Origin of the sequence: Trichocoleus sp. ST-U2, from assembly GCF_039961875.1 — a bacterium.
In the GTDB taxonomy this organism is placed as follows: Bacteria; Cyanobacteriota; Cyanobacteriia; order Cyanobacteriales; family FACHB-T130; genus FACHB-T130.
In genome coordinates this window covers 18,068-40,807 of sequence record NZ_JAMPJY010000051.1, presented here as the reverse complement: position 1 = coordinate 40,807, position 22,740 = coordinate 18,068, and the positions used below count along the sequence as shown (strand labels likewise).

General features: G+C 47.1%; 19 protein-coding genes. 6 read left to right on the top strand and 13 right to left on the bottom strand.

All coding sequences use genetic code 11. The features are described 5' to 3' along the window. Positions 1 to 112: 112 nt before the first annotated feature. The 4 genes from NC996_RS23985 to NC996_RS23970 form a co-directional block, all read right to left on the bottom strand. Complete coding sequence (locus NC996_RS23985; RefSeq protein WP_190686183.1) at positions 113 to 427, bottom strand: patatin-like phospholipase family protein; 315 nt, start codon at positions 425 to 427, stop codon at positions 113 to 115. Positions 428 to 786: 359 nt separating this feature from the next. Further along, positions 787 to 945, bottom strand: a complete 159-nt coding sequence (locus NC996_RS23980; RefSeq protein ID WP_190431998.1) for a hypothetical protein — start codon at positions 943 to 945, stop codon at positions 787 to 789. After that, the gene (locus NC996_RS23975; RefSeq protein ID WP_190431996.1) at positions 890 to 1,732 is read right to left on the bottom strand and encodes an SDR family oxidoreductase; all 843 of its coding nucleotides are present in this window, start codon (positions 1,730 to 1,732) and stop codon (positions 890 to 892) included. Before NC996_RS23975 ends, NC996_RS23980 begins: the two co-directional genes overlap by 56 nt. Positions 1,733 to 1,935: 203 nt before the next feature. Continuing rightward, positions 1,936 to 5,385 (bottom strand): lipoxygenase family protein, encoded by a 3,450-nt coding sequence (locus tag NC996_RS23970; RefSeq protein WP_242037563.1) that lies wholly within the window; start codon positions 5,383 to 5,385, stop codon positions 1,936 to 1,938. A 793-nt stretch (positions 5,386 to 6,178) separates the two neighbouring features. Between NC996_RS23970 and NC996_RS23965 the strand changes: the two genes are divergently transcribed. After that, the gene (locus NC996_RS23965; protein ID WP_190686180.1) at positions 6,179 to 7,594 is read left to right on the top strand and encodes an NB-ARC domain-containing protein; all 1,416 of its coding nucleotides are present in this window, start codon (positions 6,179 to 6,181) and stop codon (positions 7,592 to 7,594) included. 10 nt (positions 7,595 to 7,604) lie between these two features. On the opposite strand, the gene NC996_RS23960 is transcribed toward NC996_RS23965, so the two are convergent. The 6 genes from NC996_RS23960 to pstC all read right to left on the bottom strand — a co-directional run bounded on the left by NC996_RS23960 (position 7,605) and on the right by pstC (position 13,449). Next, entirely contained in the window at positions 7,605 to 9,137 is a 1,533-nt protein-coding gene (locus tag NC996_RS23960; protein WP_347277789.1) for a family 10 glycosylhydrolase, read from the bottom strand. A gap of 270 nt (positions 9,138 to 9,407) precedes the next feature. Beyond that, positions 9,408 to 9,542, bottom strand: coding sequence for a hypothetical protein (locus NC996_RS23955; RefSeq protein WP_277877665.1), 135 nt, complete (start codon positions 9,540 to 9,542; stop codon positions 9,408 to 9,410). A 135-nt stretch (positions 9,543 to 9,677) separates the two neighbouring features. Next, positions 9,678 to 10,079, bottom strand: coding sequence for a photosystem II protein Psb27 (gene psb27, locus NC996_RS23950; protein WP_190414987.1), 402 nt, complete (start codon positions 10,077 to 10,079; stop codon positions 9,678 to 9,680). Between the two features lie 384 nt (positions 10,080 to 10,463). Beyond that, entirely contained in the window at positions 10,464 to 11,270 is an 807-nt protein-coding gene (gene pstB, locus NC996_RS23945) for a phosphate ABC transporter ATP-binding protein PstB (protein ID WP_190414986.1), read from the bottom strand. A 230-nt stretch (positions 11,271 to 11,500) separates the two neighbouring features. Then, positions 11,501 to 12,403, bottom strand: coding sequence for a phosphate ABC transporter permease PstA (pstA, locus tag NC996_RS23940; protein ID WP_190432156.1), 903 nt, complete (start codon positions 12,401 to 12,403; stop codon positions 11,501 to 11,503). 128 nt (positions 12,404 to 12,531) lie between these two features. Continuing rightward, a complete protein-coding gene (pstC, locus tag NC996_RS23935) occupies positions 12,532 to 13,449 on the bottom strand; it encodes a phosphate ABC transporter permease subunit PstC (protein ID WP_190415044.1) in 918 nt (305 codons plus the stop codon). Positions 13,450 to 13,748: 299 nt separating this feature from the next. On the opposite strand from pstC, the gene bioB reads away from it, so the two are divergent. The 4 genes from bioB to NC996_RS23915 all read left to right on the top strand — a co-directional run bounded on the left by bioB (position 13,749) and on the right by NC996_RS23915 (position 18,734). Next, positions 13,749 to 14,834 (top strand): biotin synthase BioB, encoded by a 1,086-nt coding sequence (gene bioB / locus NC996_RS23930; protein ID WP_190686174.1) that lies wholly within the window; start codon positions 13,749 to 13,751, stop codon positions 14,832 to 14,834. Positions 14,835 to 15,046: 212 nt separating this feature from the next. Then, complete coding sequence (locus tag NC996_RS23925) at positions 15,047 to 15,631, top strand: biotin transporter BioY (RefSeq protein ID WP_190414984.1); 585 nt, start codon at positions 15,047 to 15,049, stop codon at positions 15,629 to 15,631. 133 nt (positions 15,632 to 15,764) lie between these two features. Next, positions 15,765 to 16,268 carry a signal peptidase II gene (gene lspA, locus NC996_RS23920; protein WP_190686171.1) on the top strand — a complete coding sequence of 168 codons (504 nt, stop codon included), beginning with the start codon at positions 15,765 to 15,767 and terminating at the stop codon, positions 16,266 to 16,268. A 216-nt stretch (positions 16,269 to 16,484) separates the two neighbouring features. Next, a complete protein-coding gene (locus NC996_RS23915) occupies positions 16,485 to 18,734 on the top strand; it encodes a transglycosylase domain-containing protein (RefSeq protein ID WP_190686168.1) in 2,250 nt (749 codons plus the stop codon). Positions 18,735 to 18,818: 84 nt separating this feature from the next. Here the strand turns inward: NC996_RS23915 and NC996_RS23910 are convergent, their stop codons facing one another. Continuing rightward, on the bottom strand, positions 18,819 to 19,418 hold the full coding sequence (locus NC996_RS23910; protein ID WP_190686163.1) for a Uma2 family endonuclease: 600 nt from the start codon (positions 19,416 to 19,418) through the stop codon (positions 18,819 to 18,821). A 517-nt stretch (positions 19,419 to 19,935) separates the two neighbouring features. Between NC996_RS23910 and NC996_RS23905 the strand changes: the two genes are divergently transcribed. Beyond that, a complete protein-coding gene (locus NC996_RS23905; RefSeq protein WP_190686160.1) occupies positions 19,936 to 20,409 on the top strand; it encodes an ATP-binding protein in 474 nt (157 codons plus the stop codon). Between the two features lie 122 nt (positions 20,410 to 20,531). Here the strand turns inward: NC996_RS23905 and NC996_RS23900 are convergent, their stop codons facing one another. Together NC996_RS23900 and NC996_RS23895 are read right to left on the bottom strand one after the other, a co-directional pair. Beyond that, positions 20,532 to 21,650, bottom strand: a complete 1,119-nt coding sequence (locus NC996_RS23900; RefSeq protein WP_190686156.1) for a hypothetical protein — start codon at positions 21,648 to 21,650, stop codon at positions 20,532 to 20,534. A 194-nt stretch (positions 21,651 to 21,844) separates the two neighbouring features. Continuing rightward, positions 21,845 to 22,615: a glutathione S-transferase family protein gene (locus tag NC996_RS23895; RefSeq protein ID WP_190686153.1), complete on the bottom strand. Its 771-nt coding sequence runs from the start codon at positions 22,613 to 22,615 to the stop codon at positions 21,845 to 21,847. Positions 22,616 to 22,740: the final 125 nt, after the last annotated feature.

The following is a 22,740-nucleotide window of genomic DNA, read 5'->3' as shown; positions in this document are numbered from 1 at the left end:
CGCTTTTATAGGCTTTTCTAGTCATAGCCGCAGTTTTAGGCAACATCCACTTATGGTATTGGCGGCATTGCTATCCACTCCCTGTCTTCAGATTTACTTTATAAATCAGCTCTTAATCGTACTTTGACCACAGTTGCCCGAGCAGCCAACGTTTACTAAACATTGTCTGAGCATCGTTATAAAAAATATCACGCAATTCTCGTGCTGACATTCCTTTAGCGAGTCCTGCGACTAAAATTGAGCCTGCACTCGTGCCGCCAATGAAGTCGAAGTAATCAGCCAAACACTTCCAAGGCGAATTAGGTTGGTTGCAGAGTATGTCTTCTAACTTAATTAGAATTTCAACCACAATTAGTCCACGAATACCGCCACCATCCATTGGCAGTAAGCGCTTGGGTCGTTTTAAATTCAATTTGTTCAAGGTCATTGCTTATTCCTTATTTAAGGATTTTTTTAAAAAGTCAAGTGAAAAAAAATAATATCCCACAGCTTTAAATTGCATATTTATTCGGTTATATTGGTGTTTTTAGAGCCATTAAATTATCAATTTTCAACGTTTTAACTGAGTCCTAAAAAATATTTTAAATTAAGTTTGTCTCGGCTTATACCTTGTCTCTTGTTGCTAAAAAGCATTTCCTCTTGAGCGGTAACTAAACATCACTTCTGGATGTTGGTAATTGAGAATAGGTAATGGGTCATTAAGGAAACCAATTACCTATTACTAGCCACTAAAAGGAGGATTGATTTTAACCACATTGCAGACCTGCTCTGGCTATGCCAGTCAGATTAAAGTTCGTTGAAGTTATCGTGTGACGGCGGCGCGATCGCAATTTCTACCAATAAGGGGACGAGGGGAGAATTGCGTCGCAGGTGGTGTTTGAAATCCTCGTCAAGGCAGGCGATCGCCTGAAAACTCGACCACCGAATCGCCCGTGGGATCGACATATTTGCTTGAGACAAGACCACGGATGAGGTCGGACGTCTGGTATCTGAAATGTGGCACATCGGCGGTGGCAGCTTCGGCAATGACTTTTGCAATATCGTCACCTGTCTGCCCTATTGTGGAAAAGACTTGCTCCGTTGCGGCGAGGTATGCATCGAGCATCTTACTATATGCTTCGGGAACGGGCCGCTGCAAATTTGCTCTAGTCTCTAGGACGGATGCGACGAACTCTGTGTTGATCGCGCCCGGTTCGATGAGGGACACAGAGATACCGAGGCGTTTAACAACGGGAGCAAGACTCTCCATAAAACCCTCGACCGCAAATTTAGCGGCGCAATACGCATCGTTGAATGGGTGCCCGATGAGACCGCCGACGCTGGTAACTGTAATGATTCGCCCCGAACCGGCAGAGCGCATCAGCGGTAGGACAGCTTGGGTGACACGCCAGACGCCGAAAAAATTGACATCCATTGTTTGATTTAGATCGTCAATCGATGTTTGCTCAAGGGTTCCTAGGTAGCCAGCGCCTGCATTATTGACAAGCACATCGATCCGACCGTAATCGCGGACAACAGAGTTTACGCACTCGTCAATGGAGGCTGCGTCCTGAACATCCAGTCTACGCACTTCGAGCGTAACATTTTCCGTCTTTGCTCGCGTTTCAAGAGGATTACGCTTTTCTAGGTTACGCATGGTCGCAACGACGGTGAAGCCTGACTGCGCTAGTAACACCGCCGTACTCAATCCGACGCCCGATGATGTGCCTGTGACGAGTGCGATTCGATTCATTATTTTCCTCCGTAAATCCGTAAGACTGCTGCCCGTTTCGTTTGCCGCCTAACTATTTAATTAAACTGACTAAGTCAAAACTGACTAAGTCAGTCTAACTTCCCCAATGGGGTTCGCCGTAGCTTTATAGCAGAATTTAGTAGTAGGTACAGAAGTATCTACTACTAAGTTGTTGTGGCAGTGTTGTACCAGTTCCCTAAGTCCTAAATATCAGTGCTGTAGGCAATCTGCTTGGGTGACAGGTAGGGATAGGGAATTTTACCTTCCTGTTCCAGCTTTTTGTTCCGTTCCTCAATCTCCACTGCTATCAGATTTAGCTTCGCCATAAAAATAGCGTGGATTGAGGAGAACCGATCGTTTGCTAACGGTAATTGGAACAGTAGATGCAAAGACGGGGTGGTGAGCAGGTAGGAGAAAGAAACTTCAAAGTGAGAAATTGTAATGCTCTGCAAAGCTTCCATCACGTATTCCATTGTGATATCGCCTTCAGTTTCAGGTACTGGCTTATCCAGAACGTTGGGTCGGTTGGGGATATACGCTAGGTATTCCTTTTGGGGGAAGTTGACTGCGGAATGTTGGGCACTGGCTAGAAAAATAATGTTGGTTAGAGTTTTCACCAACAGCTCCCGCGTTTCAATAGCAGCCGGAAAACCAGAAACAGCTCCACGCTCCGGATCGGCAGTTTCCTGCGCCCAAGCTTGGATAACTTTATCTGCTGCCACTGCGGCATCATCCTTATACACAGCCGCTACAATATTGCCGACATAGTCAGTAATTGCATTCCAAATCTTGAACCCATCGTCGCGGAAGTAGTAGTCTTCAACGCCGTCCGAACCCTTCTCATCAAATCCGCGTGATAATAGCTCTTGCGGGAAGCTCATACCAGAAAAGTCCCACTTCTTCAATGCCTTCAGCAATAGCTGCATCGCTCCCGCAGTGCCCGTGGCGAAGGTTTGATTAGTAAAGGGAGCAATGTAAGAAACCAAAGTTTGACGAGCAAAGTAGTTGATGCCGATGGTGTCTTCAAAGTGCGGCTTCAGCAGTTGACCAATTGGGTGATCTTTGGGAAAGGCGTTGTGATGGCTGATGGCAAAAGGTTCTATAACCAAGTGCGTGAAGCCCAAGTGGTAGATAAACTGGTGGTACTGGTTGTCAGCACAGACTGCATGAATCTTCGCTAGTAAATACTTGTTGGGATAGGGTGAGTTAGGAGTGTAAACCTCGTTTTTACGGTCTTTATGGCGCGTTAGTTGGATGCCGAGAATGTTCAGCCGCGACTTTCCATCTTCCAGTAGTTCCCGGTATACCAACACGAATGCGGGATAGAAAACTTTACTGCAAAGTTGAGGGATATCTTCTAGATATCCGTAATCCAGCAAGAACAAGCGTTTTTGGGCGATCAGCTCAGGGATAGTTTTCCCTTGCGCCGTCAGGTGTGCCATGTCTTTGGGGATAACACTTTCGTCTGTGCAGAGTGTAATGCACATCGGGTTAACCCCTTGGATTAGCTGGCGGCAGAATTCCACATCATCCTTCCAAATTTTTGGAAGGTTATATGGCTGGTCGATCCAGCCAGAGAAGAAGGCTGTCCACGGATCGCCGCCCTCCTTCTGGATCTTCTCTAGCCTTTGTAAAAATCCCACCTGTGAGTAGAGGTACTCAGAGGCACGCTGCGAAATTAATCCCAGTTTCTGTGGTGGTAGCACTTCTCCTGGCGGTAGACCTTTCACCATGCGTGGCAAGTCCTCCATTGCCACGTCAGGTGCATCTTTCCGACGAGGATACTTTTGATATTCATACTTTTGGTCTTCACCACCGGCATACTGCTGCACGATTTGCAAAACTTGCTGCTTAACCTCATCCAAAATCCCAGTCAGGAATGCGATCGCGTGTTGCTGCTGCATTTGTTTGGTGTCGGGCAGTTTTTCCCCTGAATCCAGCAACAGCCGCAAGGAAACGACAATCTCTCCACGCTCGGTACGCTGTAACGGTAGCGTTTTACGTGTTAATTGACCAGATTTCAACTCGTGCAAATCAACTTCGGCAGTACCCATAAACTCATCTTTGCCGAGGTTGGCGTCCCAAACGCTGAAACGCAGCTTGCCCTCAATGCTCACCAACTCAAAGGTGAACTTTTCATTCCACAAGGGGTTGCAAGTCTGCAAACAAGCCTTCGATTCTTGTGGCTTCGCCTCGTCAAGATCGATTACGACAAAAGGATCGGGATTAAACAAGCCAGTTTTGAGCAAATCTTTGCCACTAATCACTTCAATTTCCAGCTTGCCAATACTGGGATTAAAGTGCTTATCCAGAGATTTGATCGCTTCAGTGTAAGTTTTTTCCTGACCGCTAGTAATTTGTCCGGCAAATACGGGGCTGACTTCAGTTTCAGAAAACCAATGAATCACCGTCTCCGTCGGACTCTTGGCTGACATCTCGACAGTTGTGATAGCACTCGTGATGGGAAGACTAGGTTTAACTTCGACAAAGGAATATTTCAAGGTGTGCTTCTGGTCGTCGCGCATCTCCAGACGCTCTTTATATTCGCGCCCTGAGAGAGTCTTGAAGGAGCGTATCGCCCCAACTTCGTCTTTGCCTGGGGCATCCAATTTAACCCACTCATAAATAGGCCACCATTTCATAATCTCCTGACCAAAGGGTCTGAAGACCGCCCACACTTTGTCAATGGGGGCGCGAACGATACCTGTGACATTTGCGCGGCTAGTTTTTTGCTGGGTGTCTTTGCGAGTGTCAAATTGCGATTTGACCCACTCAAATCGCTGGTTGAACATCTTTTCAATGCTGGCTTTGAGTTGCTGGGCATCTTGCCCCTCTTCAGGGATGAAGATGTTCTCATAGTTCACTTTGGTGACTTCGGCATTCACCTCAGAAAGCTTGACTGTAGCCCTGTAGAGATTGATCGGCATCGAAGCACTTTTGGTCATTTCATAGGCTAAGGTTCGCTCTTCGTTCGAGCAAGACACGAGGCTCTCCTCGACAACTCCACCGTTCGGGAAGAGGATCTGCCGCTTATTGTCAGGCTCTATTTTCACCCCAGTGGCGTATTGCACCCACGAGACATCCTGCCAATTGCCAACGACAGCCCACAACTTATCTACGGGACAGTGGACATCAAACTCGAACGAACACTTGATTCCGTCTCTTCGGAGGATGAAATTAGTGACTTCAGGGATGCGCGTTGGCAGGAAGTTTTCCATAATCTTGAGTGCTTTTGCCCGATCTTCTCGGTTCTCGCTCCGCATCACGACTTCCATCGTCAGCGACACTTCTGGACCAGTCTCCGTGTCGTATACCCGCGCGGTAGCTTCGTAGAACGTGAACAGCACATTCGGCTCTGGTATGTCGATCTTCCAGACGTGGGTTTGATCGTCCTTGACGACCAGCCGTTCGCGAGTGATCCCACCCCCGAACTCGAATCGGATGATGGCTCCCACGCCATTTTCCGGTTTTCCATCCCCAGTTTCCAGTTCAGTATTTTCGTGTGCGCCGAGAACTTTCTGCAACGAGAGATAGTCATCGAACCCAGACCAAAACTGGTTTACCGAAATGGGTATCTTTTGGACGTTCGTTCGCGAGACGTGTTTGCCAAACTCCAGATCGTCTGTCGAATTTAAAGTACTTAGTGAGGTCATTGCGAATGTCTCCATAAATGAACGCGATGGACTGTTGATGAAAATAAAATTGCTAAATTAAGCTTTGTTGAGGTAGGTACACGACTTTTACTTAGCTGTGATTTGGTAAATTTTGCAAGTCTTACATACTGATTCCAGCGCTCCTCCCAGGGAGATTTAAGTATTTTTTACGGCTGGTTTTATTGTGGGGTTTAAAAGAGTAGATTTATCCGGTTCTTTTCTAACTCATGATTCTGGCGATTTGCCTAATGTCAACATAATCGTTTGCGAAAAAAGTATCCTACCCATGATTCATCGCGGATACTGGTACGCAAAAGAACTTGAGAGCTTGCCTCGGAAGAAAACCACAATCCCCAGCCAATCAATTCCTGAAAATCTTATCCAACAAAGTGTTCCTGCCTGAACGAGCAAAATTCATTGATGTTTTCATAAGTCAAGTTTGCCGCGTCCATCAAATATCAGCCACCGAAGTTTAGGATCTAAACAAAGAACTTAAATATTTCTGCCGATCAAGTTTTTGAAGCCAGACATGGTAAGCTTTTCATCCGAGAAAAAATTAAGAGGCTAACTTTGCGAAGTTACTTAAAATCGGAAAATTTATTAATCTTCGGATCGAACAGCCTATAGCTTTGCCATAATCGGGGTGATTAAATTCTCTGAGGTTCAGGAAATCTATATCCGAAGTTTGTAGCAGTCTATTTAGTGGGGTGGAACCTATTACCCACAGACCATATACACCGGGTTTTGCCTGCCCCACAGGTTGCTGTGTTTGTTAAACTCAGATATTTCTCTGATGAATTTACAACAACAAAAACGTAGGCGTGGTGTGATTCTCACGCCCCAAGGATTAAAGAAACTCCAGGCTGCAAAATCTGAAGCGGAAAGTTGCGAAAAATCTAACAATCGGTACACTCTGGAAGCGTTAAGCGATCGCACTGGCTTAGATCCAGATACCCTGATGAAGGTATTTGCTTGTGAAGCTGGGGTTGATAAGCGCACCCTAAGTCGCTGCTTCAGAGCTTTTAACCTCTTGTTGGAACAAAGTGATTACGATTTACCCGCTTCTAAGATTGAGACGGTTGCCGAGAGAGGAAGTGCAACGACGAAAGAAGGACGACAAGATTGGGGGGAGGCACCTGAGTATGGTGTTTTCTCCGGGCGCACAGAAGAACTGGCAACATTAACGCACTGGATTTTATCGGAACGCTGCCGATTGGTGACGCTGTTAGGAATCGGCGGAATCGGAAAAACCTGTTTGTCGGTGAAACTAGGCCATCAAATTCAAGATCGATTCGAGTTTGCGATCTGGCGAAGTCTACGCAATGCTCCGCCCATCAACGAGATGCTAGCAGAGCTAATCCGATTTCTATCAAATGAGCGGGAAACTGATTTACCGGCAACGGTAGACGGGAGAATTTCGCTACTGATTTGTTATTTAAAGCTTTCTCGCTGTCTATTGGTATTCGATAATGTTCAGACAGTTCTGCACGGGGGCGATTTGCCCAAGCCTTCCTTGCACTTTAGCACTGGACACTATCGCCAAGGCTATGAGGATTATGGTGAACTTTTGAAACGGTTAGGAGAAACACCCCATCAAAGTTGCTTGGTGCTAACAAGCCGGGAGAAGCCAAAAGGAATTGGATTACTGGAAGGAGAAACTTTACCCGTTCGAGTCCTGAAACTAAAAGGTTTGCAGGTAGCGCCAGTACAGGAAATATTGAGGGCTAAAAGTTCTTTATGGGGTTCGCCGAGCGATTGGAGCCAGCTAATTGAATATTATGCAGGAAATCCATTCGCATTAAAAATCGTCTCGACGACGATTCAAAAGTTATTCCACGGGAATATTTCTGATTTTTTAAGCCAAAAAATTACAGTGTTTGGTGAAATTCGCAATCTTTTAGAGCAACAATTTAAGCGGTTGTCCGAGACGGAAAAGATAATTATTAACTGCCTCGCCCTGAGTAACCAAATCCTTTCATTTTCACAATTGCGGGAGAAGATACCGCCCTCGATCTCACCGCAAAAACTGCTAGAAGCCTTGGAATCATTGGAAGAGCGATCGATAATCGAAAAAAAGGCTGCATTTTTCTTTTTGCAGCCGATGGTTATGGAATTTGTAAGCGACCAATTAATGGGAGAAAAAATTACCCAAGTGCCGCTGCGAATCGTGTCTAGCGACGAGTATCCCAGATTTGCGGCTAGGAGCTAAAAGCGCATCGCTAGTCGGCACCACAGAACTTGCGATCGCGGTCTACTTCCGGTTCTTGCCAGGAAAAGGCAAAATGGCTGATTGAATTGACTTGCGGTGCCCCAGCGCGGATCGCTTGCATCTGCTGTTCTAAGGACGGACGAGAATTGAACGACTTGCCCCAAGCCCCCGCAAGTACGGGTGAAACCTGAGTGCCGGGTGGCGCAAGACTTAAAACCCGCTCAACTTGCGGGACAATGCAGCTGGTGTTGCCGCAGGTTGCATAGGACATCGGATGCCATTCCATATAACTGGGAAACCGATCCCACGGTTGCACTCTTGAATCATACCCCCCTTGACCGACGGTTTGATTCCCCTCCGGGAAAAACACCGCCCCCGTACGGATTCTTTGTCGCTGGGCGGGGAGGCTGGCTAACGCCACAAAGTCTACAACGCCTTGAGCCGCATGGGCAACACTCAGTTGCCACAACTCCCATTGCAGCCGGGCTTGGCGCTGTGAGGCGGTTGCTTTCATTTCATCGGCAGCGGGGTTGCGTCCCTGCCAGAGGGGCGATCCCTCATCTGGGTAAAGTTTATCCACCCCTGCAACATCGCCAGCGCTAATGAATCCCTTGGTAATATATCGCTCGATCAGTTCTCGTCCCTTATTGTTGAGGGCGCGGTCATACAAAGCCTGTCGAGAACCATCTCCGTAAATCCATAAATCTTGGACTTTCGTTACCACCGAAGCGCTTCCTGACTGGCGGGGATACCGAATGTAATCAAACAGCACTCCATCGGGGCGGCGACGAACTACCTCTTGAACCAGCTGGTAATAGTCTCGTTTTGCTTGGGCGTTGTAAGGATCGATGAAGGCTTGAGAACCGTCCTCCGTGACTGACAAACTGGTTTTTCCCATACCATCGCGGGCTAGCGCTTGCTGTCGATCGGGTCGCTGGGAGTAGGAGTAGCCGAAGTTCATGGCGAACATCCACGCATATACTTGCATCCCCCGTTCGCGCCCTTTGTTAATCGCTTGTGCGAGCAAGTCCACTTTCTCAGCGCCTGGAGTTCTGATGACAGAAGGCCAGGGTGTGGAATTTTCTGCCTTAGGCAGTAGCACCTGACCGTCAGAAAAAACTTCGACATAGACCTGGTTATAGCCCCGGTTAACCAAGCGATCCATTAATTCATCTAGTGCCCCAGGACGGATGTCACAGGGATACAGGCGCAGCCAGATTGCCTGTACGCGGGGCCAAGTTTGCTGACGACACTGCTGCAAACTCTCTGCGTGTTTTTTCAAGAGCGTTCTGTAGCGACCTTGGGAATCCGAGTTTCCCTTCACGGCTGAAACACGCAAACTTTCTTTTTGGGCGATCGCATCTGCTGAAAGCTGGCAATATGCCTTTGTTTGAGCTAGAGCGGGTTGCGAACCCAAGTAAGGGTTGATAAGACTACTACTGGTCAGAACTGCTGCAACTAAACCGCGATAGACACGCTGCCAAGTTTGCGGCAATCTTAACGATGCCTGACCCACGAACTTCCTCCTAAACACCAATCTCATAGAACTGTTAGACATGTCTACCCATCAGACGAAAGGATGGAAGATAAGGTGTCATCCGAACCGATTTCGCTGGTTGAGCATCATATCAGCACTTGTCTGAGCACTTGTCAATTGACTCTATACACAGATTTACCCGCTTTTCCGGCAAATCTCTGCTTTTTAGTAGAAATAGGCACCCCTAAGATCGACGATACCAACTGCCACGTTTGTTGTCATTTGGGCTTTTCAAACCAAAGCCCAAACAGGATTTCAAGATTTTATCTTCTGAAATTAAAACAAAATGGCGTAATCTGTCATTGCTTTGTCTGCGGCGCTTGGTCTGTAGCGCTTTATCTGCGGCGCTTTGTCTGCGGCGATCGCATCCGCCGTCTGTGCTGCGTGTTGCAGCGGATGCGATCGCTCCACTGGTCACGGTAAATTCACTCCATCTGCCATCATCCCCAACCGGGTCTTAGAGCAGTGGACGCGATCTCCATAAAAGCGATTAGCGATTAGCCAGTGAATGAACAGCTAACAGCTAACAACTCGCCAGCTAGTTCTTCAAGCTTCTCGTCTCAAAGCTGCTTCCACCTGCTGGAACTCTTGCTCTAAGCGAGTCTTCAGTTTTTCCGGCAGCGGACGATTCGGATAAGAGCTGTAATGCCCTGCTATTGAATTCAATGCAGTTCGCATCGTCGTGTAAGAACTCAGCTTAGCGACAGAGCTATCCCGCCGATAGCGAGAGGCAAAATCGTTAATAATCTGACGCGCTTGTGACTGAGCTGCTGCCTTGTCTGCCGAACCCTCTGGCAATTCAATTGCTGTTCTCAAACCTTGCAACAAAGCCAAGGTATCTTGGCGGTAATCTCCACTCAGTCCTAGCGAGCTGCTGGAGGAACAGCCCATCAATCCCATCGTAACTACCAAAACCAGGGCTAGGAGACGTGACCAATAACGCTTCATAAGTATTTTTTTTACCAAACGAGATGGAAATGCAAAATCAGAGTTTATCCTATCTCGAATTGGAACCCTTAGAATTTTAGATTTTTAATTTTAGAGATAAGACGTTTGGTGTAAATAAACGTAGACTCTCGATGGTTCATAGTTTAGGAATTATGGTTTGTAGGAACAATCCATAAACTTTTACCCCCCGTTACATTTATTTGTGCCCCTATATTCCACTATTTTCATCCTTTTAACAGATGCGGAAAAAAATGGAAGTTCCTATTTTTTTGGCTTTGCTAAATCAAATAATCTGATAGGAATACTTCTGACAGGTATCCCACAACGAGTAAGGGCAGAAACCCTGCCCCTACCTTCTTTTAATCAATCGTTTTTCTGGAAAAGTTAACCGAAGCGACCGCTTACATATTCCTGTGTTGCTTGCTGCTGAGGACTTTGGAAGATAACCTCGGTGCGGTCGTACTCGACTAAATAACCAATACGACCTCCTTTTTCGGTTGGTTCGACATTGAAAAAGGCTGTCATATCAGATACTCGCGATGCCTGCTGCATATTGTGCGTCACGATCACGATGGTGTATTGCTCTTTGAGTTGGTGGAGCAAATCTTCAACTCGCAGCGTTGAAATGGGGTCGAGAGCGGAGCAGGGTTCATCCATCAGGATCACGTCTGGCTGAACAGCGATCGCTCTGGCAATACACAACCGCTGCTGCTGTCCCCCAGACAAAGATAAACCACTCGCTCGAAGTTTATCTTTCACTTCATCCCACAGAGCCGCTTGCCGCAAACTCCGCTCTACCAATTCATCCAAATCGCCCCGATATCCATTAATCCGGGCACCAAAGGTGATGTTGTCATAAATCGATTTAGGAAATGGGTTTGGTCTTTGGAACACCATCCCAATCCGTCGCCGCACCTCTACGGGATCGATTTCTGGAGCGTAAAGATCTTGACCGTGGTAAGTGACTTTGCCTTCTGCCCGAAAACTTTTAATTAAATCATTGAGGCGGTTATAGCAGCGCAACAAGGTACTTTTTCCACAACCCGAAGGTCCAATAAAAGCCGTAACCCGGTTTTTGGGAATATCTATCGAAATGTCTCGAAGTGCTAAAAAATTTCCGTAGTATACCTTTAGATTTTCTGTCTGTAAAACAGTCTCAGTTTGATTCTTGGTTTGAGAATTCGACAACATAAATAGTCAGATCGGTTTTTGGGTTTAACAGGCTAACAAAAACCCTGTAGGTTTTTGGGCAGATGATTGGGCGAAGGATTGTGTTGCTTGGGAAGTCAAGGAGATTACGGCTTCGTCCTTAAGGTTAAAAACAGCGTCTAGCATACTATTAAACCTCGGTATGTATTCATTGTTGCATTACTTTGTTTAAGTTTCCGTATCATAGCAACACATATTTGAACAATTGTTCATCAATAAACTCGACGAGCCGTTGCTAAACGAGAAATCATGCTGGTTATCAGAACCAGTAAAACTAGGATGAAAGAAGCCGCCCAAGCGAATTCTTGCTGATTTTTAAATGGAGACGTAGCGAAGTTGTAAACTAAAACCGCTAGGGAAGCCGTTGGTTCTTTTAATTGATTGTTCCAATTAGGCCAATATTGGGTGAAAAGGGAAGTAAATAATAGGGGTGCTGTTTCACCAGCAGCACGAGCAACTGCCAGCGTCGTTCCCGTCACAATTGCTGGGAGTGCTGCTGGCAAAATCACGCGAGACACCGTTTGAAAGTTAGTTGCTCCCAGTCCGACCGATGCTTGTCGGATTTCTTGCGGAACCAATCTTAGAGCTTCTTCGGTTGCCCGAATTACAATTGGCAACATCAAGATTGATAAAGCAAATCCTCCCGCCCATGCGGAATAAGTTCCCATTGTGAGAACGACGGCGGCATAAGCGAAGACGCCCACAATGATAGAGGGAACTCCACTCAGGACATTGGTGGCAAAGCGAATCCAGTAAGAAAACTTACCCGTATTACTAAACTCAGACAAATAAATGGCTGCCATGATGCCAAAGGGAATGCTAATCAGGGCAGCAATTCCAACCATGATGAGGGTTCCCAGAATGGCGTTGCCAAACCCGCCTCCGGGTACTAAGGGAGGGGGCGGCAGTTCCGTGAACGCACTCGCGTTCAGCTGGCTTATACCCTGGATAATTACGTAGGAAAGCACCGCCACCAAAGGCAGGATAGCCAGGACAGCACAAAGAAACGTTAGCGCCGTCATCACGATCCCAAACAGTGTCCGGGGGGAAGTAGGCGATCGCTTCAAACTACGACTGGGAAATCCGGAAACTGGTTGAGCCTGGGGTTTAGACATCATATTTGTGGTCGGTGGTCAGTGGTCGATTATGGAGGGGCGGCTTTCACCAGATATCTGCCAGTAGCTTTCCTATACTGATAAACCCGCCTGTGCAAGTCTGCTGTCATCTCAGAACAAGGAACGGATTAAATTCGCTGGACGCGCTCAATGAGTATCTGAGCCAAGATATTCACTAACAGCGTGAGGACAAATAGAATTAACGCAGCATACATTAGGGCTGCCACTTGCAGACCGCTTGCTTCTGCAAATTGGTTGGCGAGTAGGGAAGCAATCGTGTTGGACGGAGCCAAGATAGAAGGACTGATGTTGTTAGAATTCCCAATCAACATCGTTACAGCCATTGTTTCTCCCAAAGCTCGACCCAGTGCCAGCATCACTGCGCCCACAATTCCAGAGAAAGCGGACGGGAGTAGCACTTTGAGAATGGTCTCCCAACGAGTCGCTCCCAGCCCAACTGACGCCTGCCGCAAGTCTGGAGGTAACGAGATGAGGGCGTCACGAGAAAGGGCTGCGATAGTCGGCAATACCATAATGGCGAGGACGAGCGCTGCCGGGAGCAAGCCTGGGCCACGCAGCGGCGTGCTAAAAATGGGCAGCCAACCCAAAGATGCGTTAAGCCAGTTACCTACGACCTTCAAAAGGGGAATCAGAACAAAAATTCCCCACAAACCATAGACCACACTGGGGATCGCTGCTAGCAGTTCTACGAGGAAAACAATTACCACCTGAATTCGTGGCGGCAAATAATCTTCACTCAGAAAAAGAGCTACGCCAATCCCGACTGGCACGGCAATCAACAGGGCGATCGCTGAGCTAGCGATCGTGCCGTATAGTTGAGGCAGCGCTCCGTACTGATTGCGAACTGGGTCCCAATTGGTGGAGGTAATAAAGCCAAACCCAAATTCTGTAATCGCAGGCCAAGCTTTAATTGCAACTTGTACCGTTATCCAAATCAGGATTACAGCAACTGCAAACGCAAAAATTCGAGTTAGCCAAATAAAGCCCCGATCCATCGTCCGATCCCAATCGGAGCGGGGTTTCATAATTTTCTGCGAACCGGAGGTCACGGAACTCACGGGATTATTTTCCTCAGACACTGGTTAGTAAAAGCAATAAACGCTTGTATTCGTTGATGCAAGCTAGACCCGTACCATTTTTTTTACTCAGAATGCAATTTTTTCAATTGCCAGACATTCCAGCTTAGCAGGGGCAGTTTTGCTATTAGCCTACCGTCTAATCGTAAAGGATAGAGTAAAGGTCAGGTTAAGGTATGGCTTTAGTTGTCTGCAAACCAAGTGATAAAATGCCATCGTTTCAATAAATACGATCAAAAGGGCCGAACGTGGTTCAAGCATCGGTGTCAAACGTGGATGTTAACAGCAAGTCTCAGGAGTCACTGCGGCAATGGCTGCAAAACCTGACCTCTCGGATTATTGCTGGCGAGCGGATTGGGAGAGCTGAAGCGATCGCGCTGTCCCAAATTGAAGGTGAAGAAAATATTTTGCTGCTATGCGAAGCAGCCGACAAAGTCCGTCAAGCTTGTTGCGGAAACGTAGTCGATTTATGCAGCATTGTCAATGTAAAATCTGGCAATTGCTCGGAAAATTGCGGCTTCTGTTCCCAGTCTGCTCACCACCCCGGTCAAGACTCGCCAATCTATGGATTGAAATCCACCGAGGAGATTCTTGCCCAAGCCAAAGCAGCTGAAGCAGCCGGGGCAAAGCGGTTTTGTTTAGTTTCTCAAGGACGCGGCATTAAGTACAACAGCCCCAAATCGACGGAATTTGAACAAATTCTGGAAACGGTGAGCCGAATTATTGCCGAAACCCAGATTAAACCTTGCTGTGCGTTGGGAGAAGTGACGCCAGAACAAGCTCAGGCGCTAGCTGAGGCGGGGGTAACGCGGTACAACCATAATTTAGAGGCATCGGAGAACTTCTTCGATCAAATCGTGACAACTCATACTTGGCGCGATCGCGTCCAAACCATCCAAAATCTCAAAGCTGCGGGAATTCAAGCCTGCACGGGTGGAATCATGGGATTGGGCGAAAGCTGGGAAGACCGAGTGGATCTGGCGTTAGCGCTGCGGGAATTGGAAGTCGAATCCGTACCGCTGAATTTATTAAATCCTAGGGAAGGGACACCCCTAAGCGATCGCCCAAAAATCGATCCTTATGAAGCCCTCAAAGCGATCGCCATTTTCCGCCTCATCCTGCCCGAACAAATTCTGCGCTACGCTGGCGGACGGGAAGCCGTGATGGGAGAACTCCAAGCAATGGGCTTTCAAGCGGGAATGAATGCCATGCTGATTGGACACTACCTCACCACTATCGGGCAACCGCCAGAACAAGACCATGCTATGCTCGAATCCCTAGGGCTGACGGGCGGCGAAGCACCCATTCCCGGCGAATACACTGCTAAGGTATGAGTGCTTTAGGGGCGGGACTCCCCGCTCCTGGTGAGGGCTGAGGACTGAGGACTGAGGACTGAGGACTGAGGACTGAGGACTGAGGACTGAGGACTGAGGACTGAGGACTGAGGACTGAGGACTATTTCTCCCTCGCTCTTTGACGCTTCTGCTCTTTGACGCTTCTGCTTCTTTACTTCCCTGCTCTTTTACTCCCCTGCTTCTTTACCCTTGTGTTTGCTCCCACTGAACTACTGTGGGCCTTGATTGGCTTACTCCTGACGATTGGTGGTACGTTTCTGGAAGCGTATGTCCCCAGCCTTCCTTGGAATTGGTCTCAGCAAGGGATTCAAACTCACTCGCTGGGCGTGACCTATCAAATTGGTGCCGTGCTGCTAGTTGGCTGTATGGGCGGTAAAAATGCCGGGGCACTTTCTCAAATTGCTTACCTGGCCTTGGGTCTAACTCCTTGGTTTCCAGTCTTTTCCCAAGGCGGAGGTCTCGACTATCTCACAGAACCCAGCTTTGGCTACTTACTAGGCTTTATTCCGGGTGCGTGGATCTGTGGCTTAGTAGCTTTTAAAGCACCCCAGCGATTGGAGTCTTTATCCTTCAGCTGTATTTGTGGGTTGCTGGTCATCCATATCACTGGTTTGACTTATCTAATCGTGACCCATTTGTTAACCTTGGGAGCGGTATTACTGCCGTTATGGGAAGCAGTTTTGAAATACTCCGTCTATCCTTTACCAGCCCAAATGGCAATTGTTTGTGCAGTGACAGTCTTGGCTTATTTCTTACGCCAGCTAATGCTTTATTAAGTCGTTGGTTCGGTCATTAGTCAAGCGCTCGTTGGTCATGGGGTAGTGGGTTGATAGTCTACCGATACTGATTACTAAAGAACGATTGACTAATCACTCATCACGAATAACTAATGACTAATGAATAATTACAATGAATTTTAAAAATCACTATTTTTGGCTCGCCGCTTTCGTTAGTCTGATTCTGGATCGGGTAACTAAATATTGGGTGGTGCAGAATTTTGTCTATAAAGAAACGTGGGCGCTGTGGCCTAATGTATTTCACTTTACCTATGAATTGAACCCTGGGGCAGCTTTTAGCTGGTTTCAAGGCGAAGTTTGGTTGCCCTGGCTTTCTTTGGGGGTGAGTCTATTCTTAATCGGATTCGCTTTAGCAAACCCCCATTTGGAGCGTTGGGAACAATTAGGCTGTGGCTTTATCTTAGGTGGAGCGGTGGGCAATGGAATTGACCGATTTTTCAACAGTTGCGTTATCAATGACAGATTTTTCAACGGTTGCGTCGTTGATTTCTTGGATTTTCGGCTGATTCACTTTGCAGTATTTAATCTGGCAGATATGTTTATCAATGTAGGTATGGTGTGTTTGTTGATTGCCTGGTTTTGGAATCAACCTTCCTCATCTGGCAGACCACGCTGAAGAGATGAGGGCAGAGGAAGCAGAGGGAAGTGGACGAAAGCTGATTTTTCCGTTGATAATTAATTCCCTTCTTTAGTTTTAAAAAGAAGATTTGTTAAAACCTATCTTTGTAAGCTCTTTCTCTTTTTCACAACGCCTCCCTAGGCAAGCGATTAGAATATTTAGAATATTCAGTACAAACCTCTTGGTTGTCGCATTGAGCCTTTTGCCGCTGACATGACCTCACCCCAACAACCGCCTAAAACCATCCTGGGTCAACTAACTCAGGCAGTACAGACCATTCAAGCCAAGGTAAATTTCAATGCGCTGGCGCTGAAGCCTAATGCCAGAGTACCGGAATTGTGGGTGCAGGGTGCCGGTGCTGCGAAGGCAGAGGTTTATCCACTATTGGGCGATCGCTATTTACTGGGACGCAGTTCTAAATCTTGCGATATCGTGGTGCGGAACCCAGTTATCAGTCAGATTCATCTTTCATTAAACCGAGAAGGACGGCGCGGGCAGTCCTTTGTCATCAAGGATGAAAACTCTACCAATGGCATCTACCGAGGGAGACGGCGGCTCAATAGCCTCATACTACGCCACGGCGATATCCTCACCCTAGGACCACCGGAATTGGCGGATGCGGTTCGGCTTCAATACCACAATCCGCCCCCCTGGTACGTGCTGGCGACTCGTTACGCCCTCTATGGGGTGGGTGGACTGACCAGTTTATTGGCATTGTGGATTCTTTTTGAGTGGCGCAATATTCCGATTCGACCTTTGCCCGCTGGCGTACAAGGGCCAGTAGTAATTAATTCTGATGACGGAACGCCGTTACAGCGTCCCCGAACGATAGCGCACCGGGAATTGGGGCGATTATCAGATTTTTCCAAGTATCTGCCTCAAGCGGTGATTGCATCGGAAGACAGCCGCTATTACTGGCACTTCGGGGTCGATCCTGTTGGCACGCTGCGGGCGGTGGTGACGAATGTCAAGGGAGGCGGAATTCGTCAAGGCGGTAGCACGATTACGCAACAGTTGGCGCGGAGTTTGTTTCGGGAGTATGTGGGGACAGAAGATAGCGCGGGACGAAAAATCAAGGAAGCGATCGTCGCTCTGAAGCTGGAGACGTTCTACAGTAAGAACGAGATCATGCGGAATTATCTGAACCGCATCTACCTGGGTGTTGGCGCGAACGGGTTTGAGGACGCGGCTCAGTTTTATTTCGACAAATCTGCCAGAGACTTAAATATTTCTGAAGCGGCGACGCTGGTGGCGATTTTGCCAGCACCGAATAGTTTTAATCCGATTCGGGATTATAAAACGGCGATTGGACTGCGCGATCGCATTATCAACCGCATGGCAAATCTAGGGTTTATCAGTGCGGAAGAAGCTCAACGAGCAAGGCGATCGCGTATTGACGTTAGCCCCAAAGCCAGAGAAGCTTTAGCTAGCATCAAGGCACCCTATTTTTACAGCTACGTTTTCACCGAACTCCAATTCTTGTTGGGAGATCAACTGGCAAAAGAAGGCAATTTTTTTGTCGAAACCAATCTGGATCTAGAGACTCAACAAAAGGCGGAAACTGCCCTCCGCAACGGAGTTAATACCATTGGGGGAAGTTACAGGTTCTCTGAGGGAGCAATTGTCACCCTCGACTCCAGCAACGGGTCAATTCGCGCCTTGGTCGGTGGCACAGATTATCAAAAAAGTCAATTTAATCGCGCGACTCAAGCCAAGCGACAACCGGGTTCCACCTTCAAAATTTTTGCCTACGCCTCGGCACTTGAACAAGGTAACTCGCCGGGAAAGTTTTATTCTTGCGCCCCTATAGTATGGCAGAGTCAACGCTTTCGGGGGTGCGAAAGAGTTGGGGGTAGCGGGACGGATATGTACACCGCGCTTGCCCAGTCGGAGAATGCGATCGCGCTGCGGGTGGCGCAGGATGTTGGTTTAGATCGGGTGGTGGAGATGGCTCGACGACTGGGCATCACAACGCCGCTTAATCCGGTTCCCGGTTTGGTGTTGGGGCAAAGCGAAACCACTGTCTTGGAGATGACGGGGGCTTTCGGTGCCTTGGAAAATGGCGGCGTCTGGAATCGCGCCCATGCTATTCAGCGGATTCGGGACAGCAGCGATTGCAAAGATTTCAACAATCCGCAAACCTGCCGGGTGATTTACTCCTTCGAGGAGGAAGCAGGGGCAACGAAGCGGGTGCTGTCACAGGGAATCGCAGATACCATGACGAATATGCTTCGGGGCGCAGTGCGAGGGGGTACGGCACGGGCGGCGTCGATTGGATTCGGAGAGGTGGGGAAGACGGGCACCACGAATAGCGGCGTTGACTTGTGGTTTATTGGCTACGTTCCCAGTCAGGATCTCGTCACCGGCATTTGGCTGGGAAATGACGACAACACTCCAACGCGAGGAAGTAGCGGACAAGCTGCCCAAGTTTGGGCAAACTATATGCGGCAAGTGGTGCGTTAAGCTATGTTGCTAGATATTTTCACGGGTGCGATCGCTCTTTGAGATTGAGGAGAATGCGATCGCACTGCTACTGTAAAATATCTTTCAACCGATTTGTCTCATCCCATTAATAAACTCAGTTCTCGCTGCCAAAATATCAGACATTTGCACGCAGCGCACTAGCAAAGCAATATCTAAATCAGGCAAAAATTCACTTTTGGAAATTTGCTCATAATTATGTTCGCGCAGTCGATAAAGCACAAGCTGATTATTTTCCCAAAACCAGACTTCAGCAATTTTCAACCGCTTGTACTTTTCTAGTTTATCTATGCCACCGCTGGTAATAGTGACTTCAATTGCCAAATCCGGATGATCTTTCTTCTCCCCTAAATAGTAAGATTCATCCGGCTCAAATGAAACATCTTTGCTCTTGTCCCTGCGAGTTGCACTCCCTACAGGAATAAATTTAATTCCTTTTTCAAACAAGTAAAGTGCTATAAATATACCTAAAACACTCTTTATCTGTTCGTGGTCTTCGCCTAGTGTCATAAACTCCACACAGCCATCTAAATAAGTGATTCGCAAACCAGGCGCATCTGCGATTAATGATTCTATCGCCTCAAATTGCTCCCAAGTATAATAACCTGGTAAGGTGAATTGCTGTTCTTTAACAGTTGTTGTGGATTCTGAAACTTGTAATATCATGGGGGGATGCTCCACTAAAAATGAGTAGATATTCTCTATTCTAAAGATAGACAGAAGCTACCGAGCGAAGTTAATTTGAAGATTCAGTATTCGTGGGATGATTATTGGCGATCGCATACTGCTTGAGTATAGGTGACAGAGCGTAATTTTTTTTGTTGCACTATTAAGCAGCGCCAAGATAAAGATTGCAGCGAGTTTAGTATTTTTCTAGTCACAATATTATCCATTTTCACCATTTCAATGCGATGATTGTACGGATACCCATCGTCCCTCAAAATAAAGAGCGATCGCACTTAGGAGCAAATACCAAGCAGTGGGATGCTTGTAGGAGTATAGCTCGCCTTCTCCATTCAAATAAGAGGTGATGGTATTCGCTAGCTTTTCTATTTGTAAAAAAATCTCCTTTTTCAGGAGAAAGTTACCAAGTTTTAATTGCAAATTGCAATTACCATTACTTTAAAATTACCTTTGTTTTAAACCTTATGCTTAAATAATGACTATTGATAGGCTATTGTCTATGCAGTTAGTCATCTTTATCGGCTTGCAGGCTTCTGGGAAAAGTACCTTCTATCACACTCATTTTGCTGAAACGCATAAGCTGGTTAGCAAAGATTTGTTGCGGAACAACAAGAACCGCTCTAGAAGACAAACACAACTTATTAAAGAAGCACTTGAAACGGGGCAATCGGTTATTGTGGATAATACTAACCCAACCGTCGAAGAACGTGCGTCCCTCATTCAATTGGGCTGTATGTATGGAGCCGAAATTATCGGTTATTACTTTAAATCGTCGGTGAGTCAATGCCGGGAACGTAACCAGCAGCGCTTAGGTAAAAAACGGGTGCCAGATGTAGCAATTTACGCGACAATCAAAAAGCTACAACGCCCCTCTTATAATGAAGGCTTTCACCAACTGTTCTACGTGCGGATAGCTGGTGACTTCGCTTTTGAGGTTCGTGGGTGGACTGAAGATGAGGTTGCTGATGGATAGTGATACGTTTGAGAAACAAATGCGATCGCTGGCGATATCAATAGGCTGATCTAGCAGATGATGACTACCAGCAATCGGTTAAAAGTTACCAACTTATATTACGTGACAGCCTGTATTCGTAATTATGATACTTTAATTTCCCGAATCGCCCAGTCAATCACTTCTAGAAATTGCTTCGCTATCAACTCATCTTTCAGTTCAGACAACTGAATATACCATTGATAGGTATTAACAGAAATCGACTGACCTACGACTAATTTTAAGCGGTTGAGAAGTTCAGCCTTTTTGTCTTCCAAGTTAAATGGAGGCTCGTAGGCATAAATCTCAAGAGTGCCATCAGTCCATATTGTGAAAAACTTTCTGGTTTCTCCTTTGTAACTGATTATTCTGGGGATCAGAGACCCTTCAATTTTCCCTTTCCCCCAACTAACGTGCATTTTTTCACAATTGATCCAGTTGAAAACGTTTCTAGCAGCTTGAGCTACATCACTCCCTTTTTTTGCCTCTAATTCTTGAAAGAACAAAGACTCATTCCATTGCTTAGTCTCATAATTCAGTAGAGATTGCGTTGATTCCCCTGCTACTGTTTGACCAATAATTCTAGGAACAAGAGTTTTTAAACCTTGACCAACGTATTGGTTAATTTCAATTGCCAATATTTCCGCTGGATTCATTTGTTTATTTAAAAACTCCACGATACGTTGAAGTTCAGGAGGAATCTTGTCAGCAACAAAGACTAGACGGACTTTGCCAGCTTGCAGATTTGTCTTCACCTTTTCCCAAAACTCAGATGGCTTAGCATCAGCGCCTAGAAAATTGCTTAGGATCTGTTCAGAATCTTGACTTTTTATCTGACAATTAGCGTTAAATTGGGCAATGATTTTCTCAACAGGCCAATAAACCACTGCATTAGCAGCATAGTCGAGCATCTGTCCAACTACCTCTCGCCGGATGCGGGTGTCAGTGCTACGCTTAACTTCCACTAAGGTGGGAATTCCATCTTGGTCGAGAAATAAATGGTCGAGTGCCCATCGGTCGAAACCATTTTCTTCAGATGGCACGGGCATCTCTTCTGAAACTAACAACCAACGTCTCGGTGCAGCACTGTTGATCTGGTCGCCAGCCAACAAACTCGGATAGTCGGCTAGCAGTTTTTGCAGCAAAGCTTCCGAGTCATAGGGCTGTTCGATCATTTCAACCAGCTGACCCTTGTCTTGAATTAGGTAAATAGCGCCTGTCATCAAAATTCCCTTGGGTTGACCTAATTTAAGGTTCCCGTTTTCAAGGTTCGATGTTACATCGCGATTAGATTTTGCCTATGAACAGGCTGGTCTGTTTATGACTATGCGATTTCCAAGCAGCCGCCGGGTAGTTCAACCGTGAGGATGCGATCGCTTCCCACTTTCACTTTCCCACTCTCTGTTGCAATGAACCATTACCGCTGGCGTTCTTCACGGAACAGTCGCAAGATATAAGCTCCCGCCGAGGTTTCTCGTAACTCTTTAATTGCCACTGCAATCTCATCCGGCAACTCATCTAAGTGGGGCAGACTCGCCCCATACTCGGCAGGCAGTACAGCCGGAGCCGCGAGACAGGCAAATGTGAGGTCTGCTGCCGAAAAGCGATCGCCAACTAAGTAGGAACGTCCATCTGCCAACCGCGCCTTGACGTTCTCGAAGATGCGCTTAATCTTGTCATGGGCACTGGCTGACGATTCTGCCGTGATATTGTAGCCTCGCCGTGCCGCCTCGCGAATCAACGGAAAGACAATTGGAAATAACGCCCGCTCAATCGGGGGTACACCATCGCACCACAGCCTCCGCATCAATTGGCGGTCATCTAGCAGATAAAAGTACGCCCAAATACGGATACTGGGGCCGAGCTGCTTGTTGAACAAATCTTCGAGTTTTTTCACTTCGCGGCGGAGTTTGGGATCGGCTGGGTAAAATTTTTTACTTTCAGCCGTTATGCCATCTAGATACTGCAAGATGTCCGAAGAATCGCTCAAAGTACCCGCTTCCGTTACTAGAAGCGGAGTCGTTTGTCCGCCGCCATTTTTGCGGGTGGCTAGCCGATGAAAAAGCGGCATATGCCGTTCTTCAATGTAGGGAACCTCAAGCCGTTCTAATGCCCATCGTGCTTTTTCGCAGTAATGGCTGACGGAGATGGTGATGAGTCGGGGAGCCTTTTCTGGCGGCTTTTGCATTTTTGCTAGATCGCGCGATGTGCAACTTTACAGTGTAATTCCCGGCAATTGAGCGAGGGACTAGGGGAATCGAACCAACAGAGCTGTTCGGGTTTTGCTCCCCCAATCCCCATTTATCGGAAGGC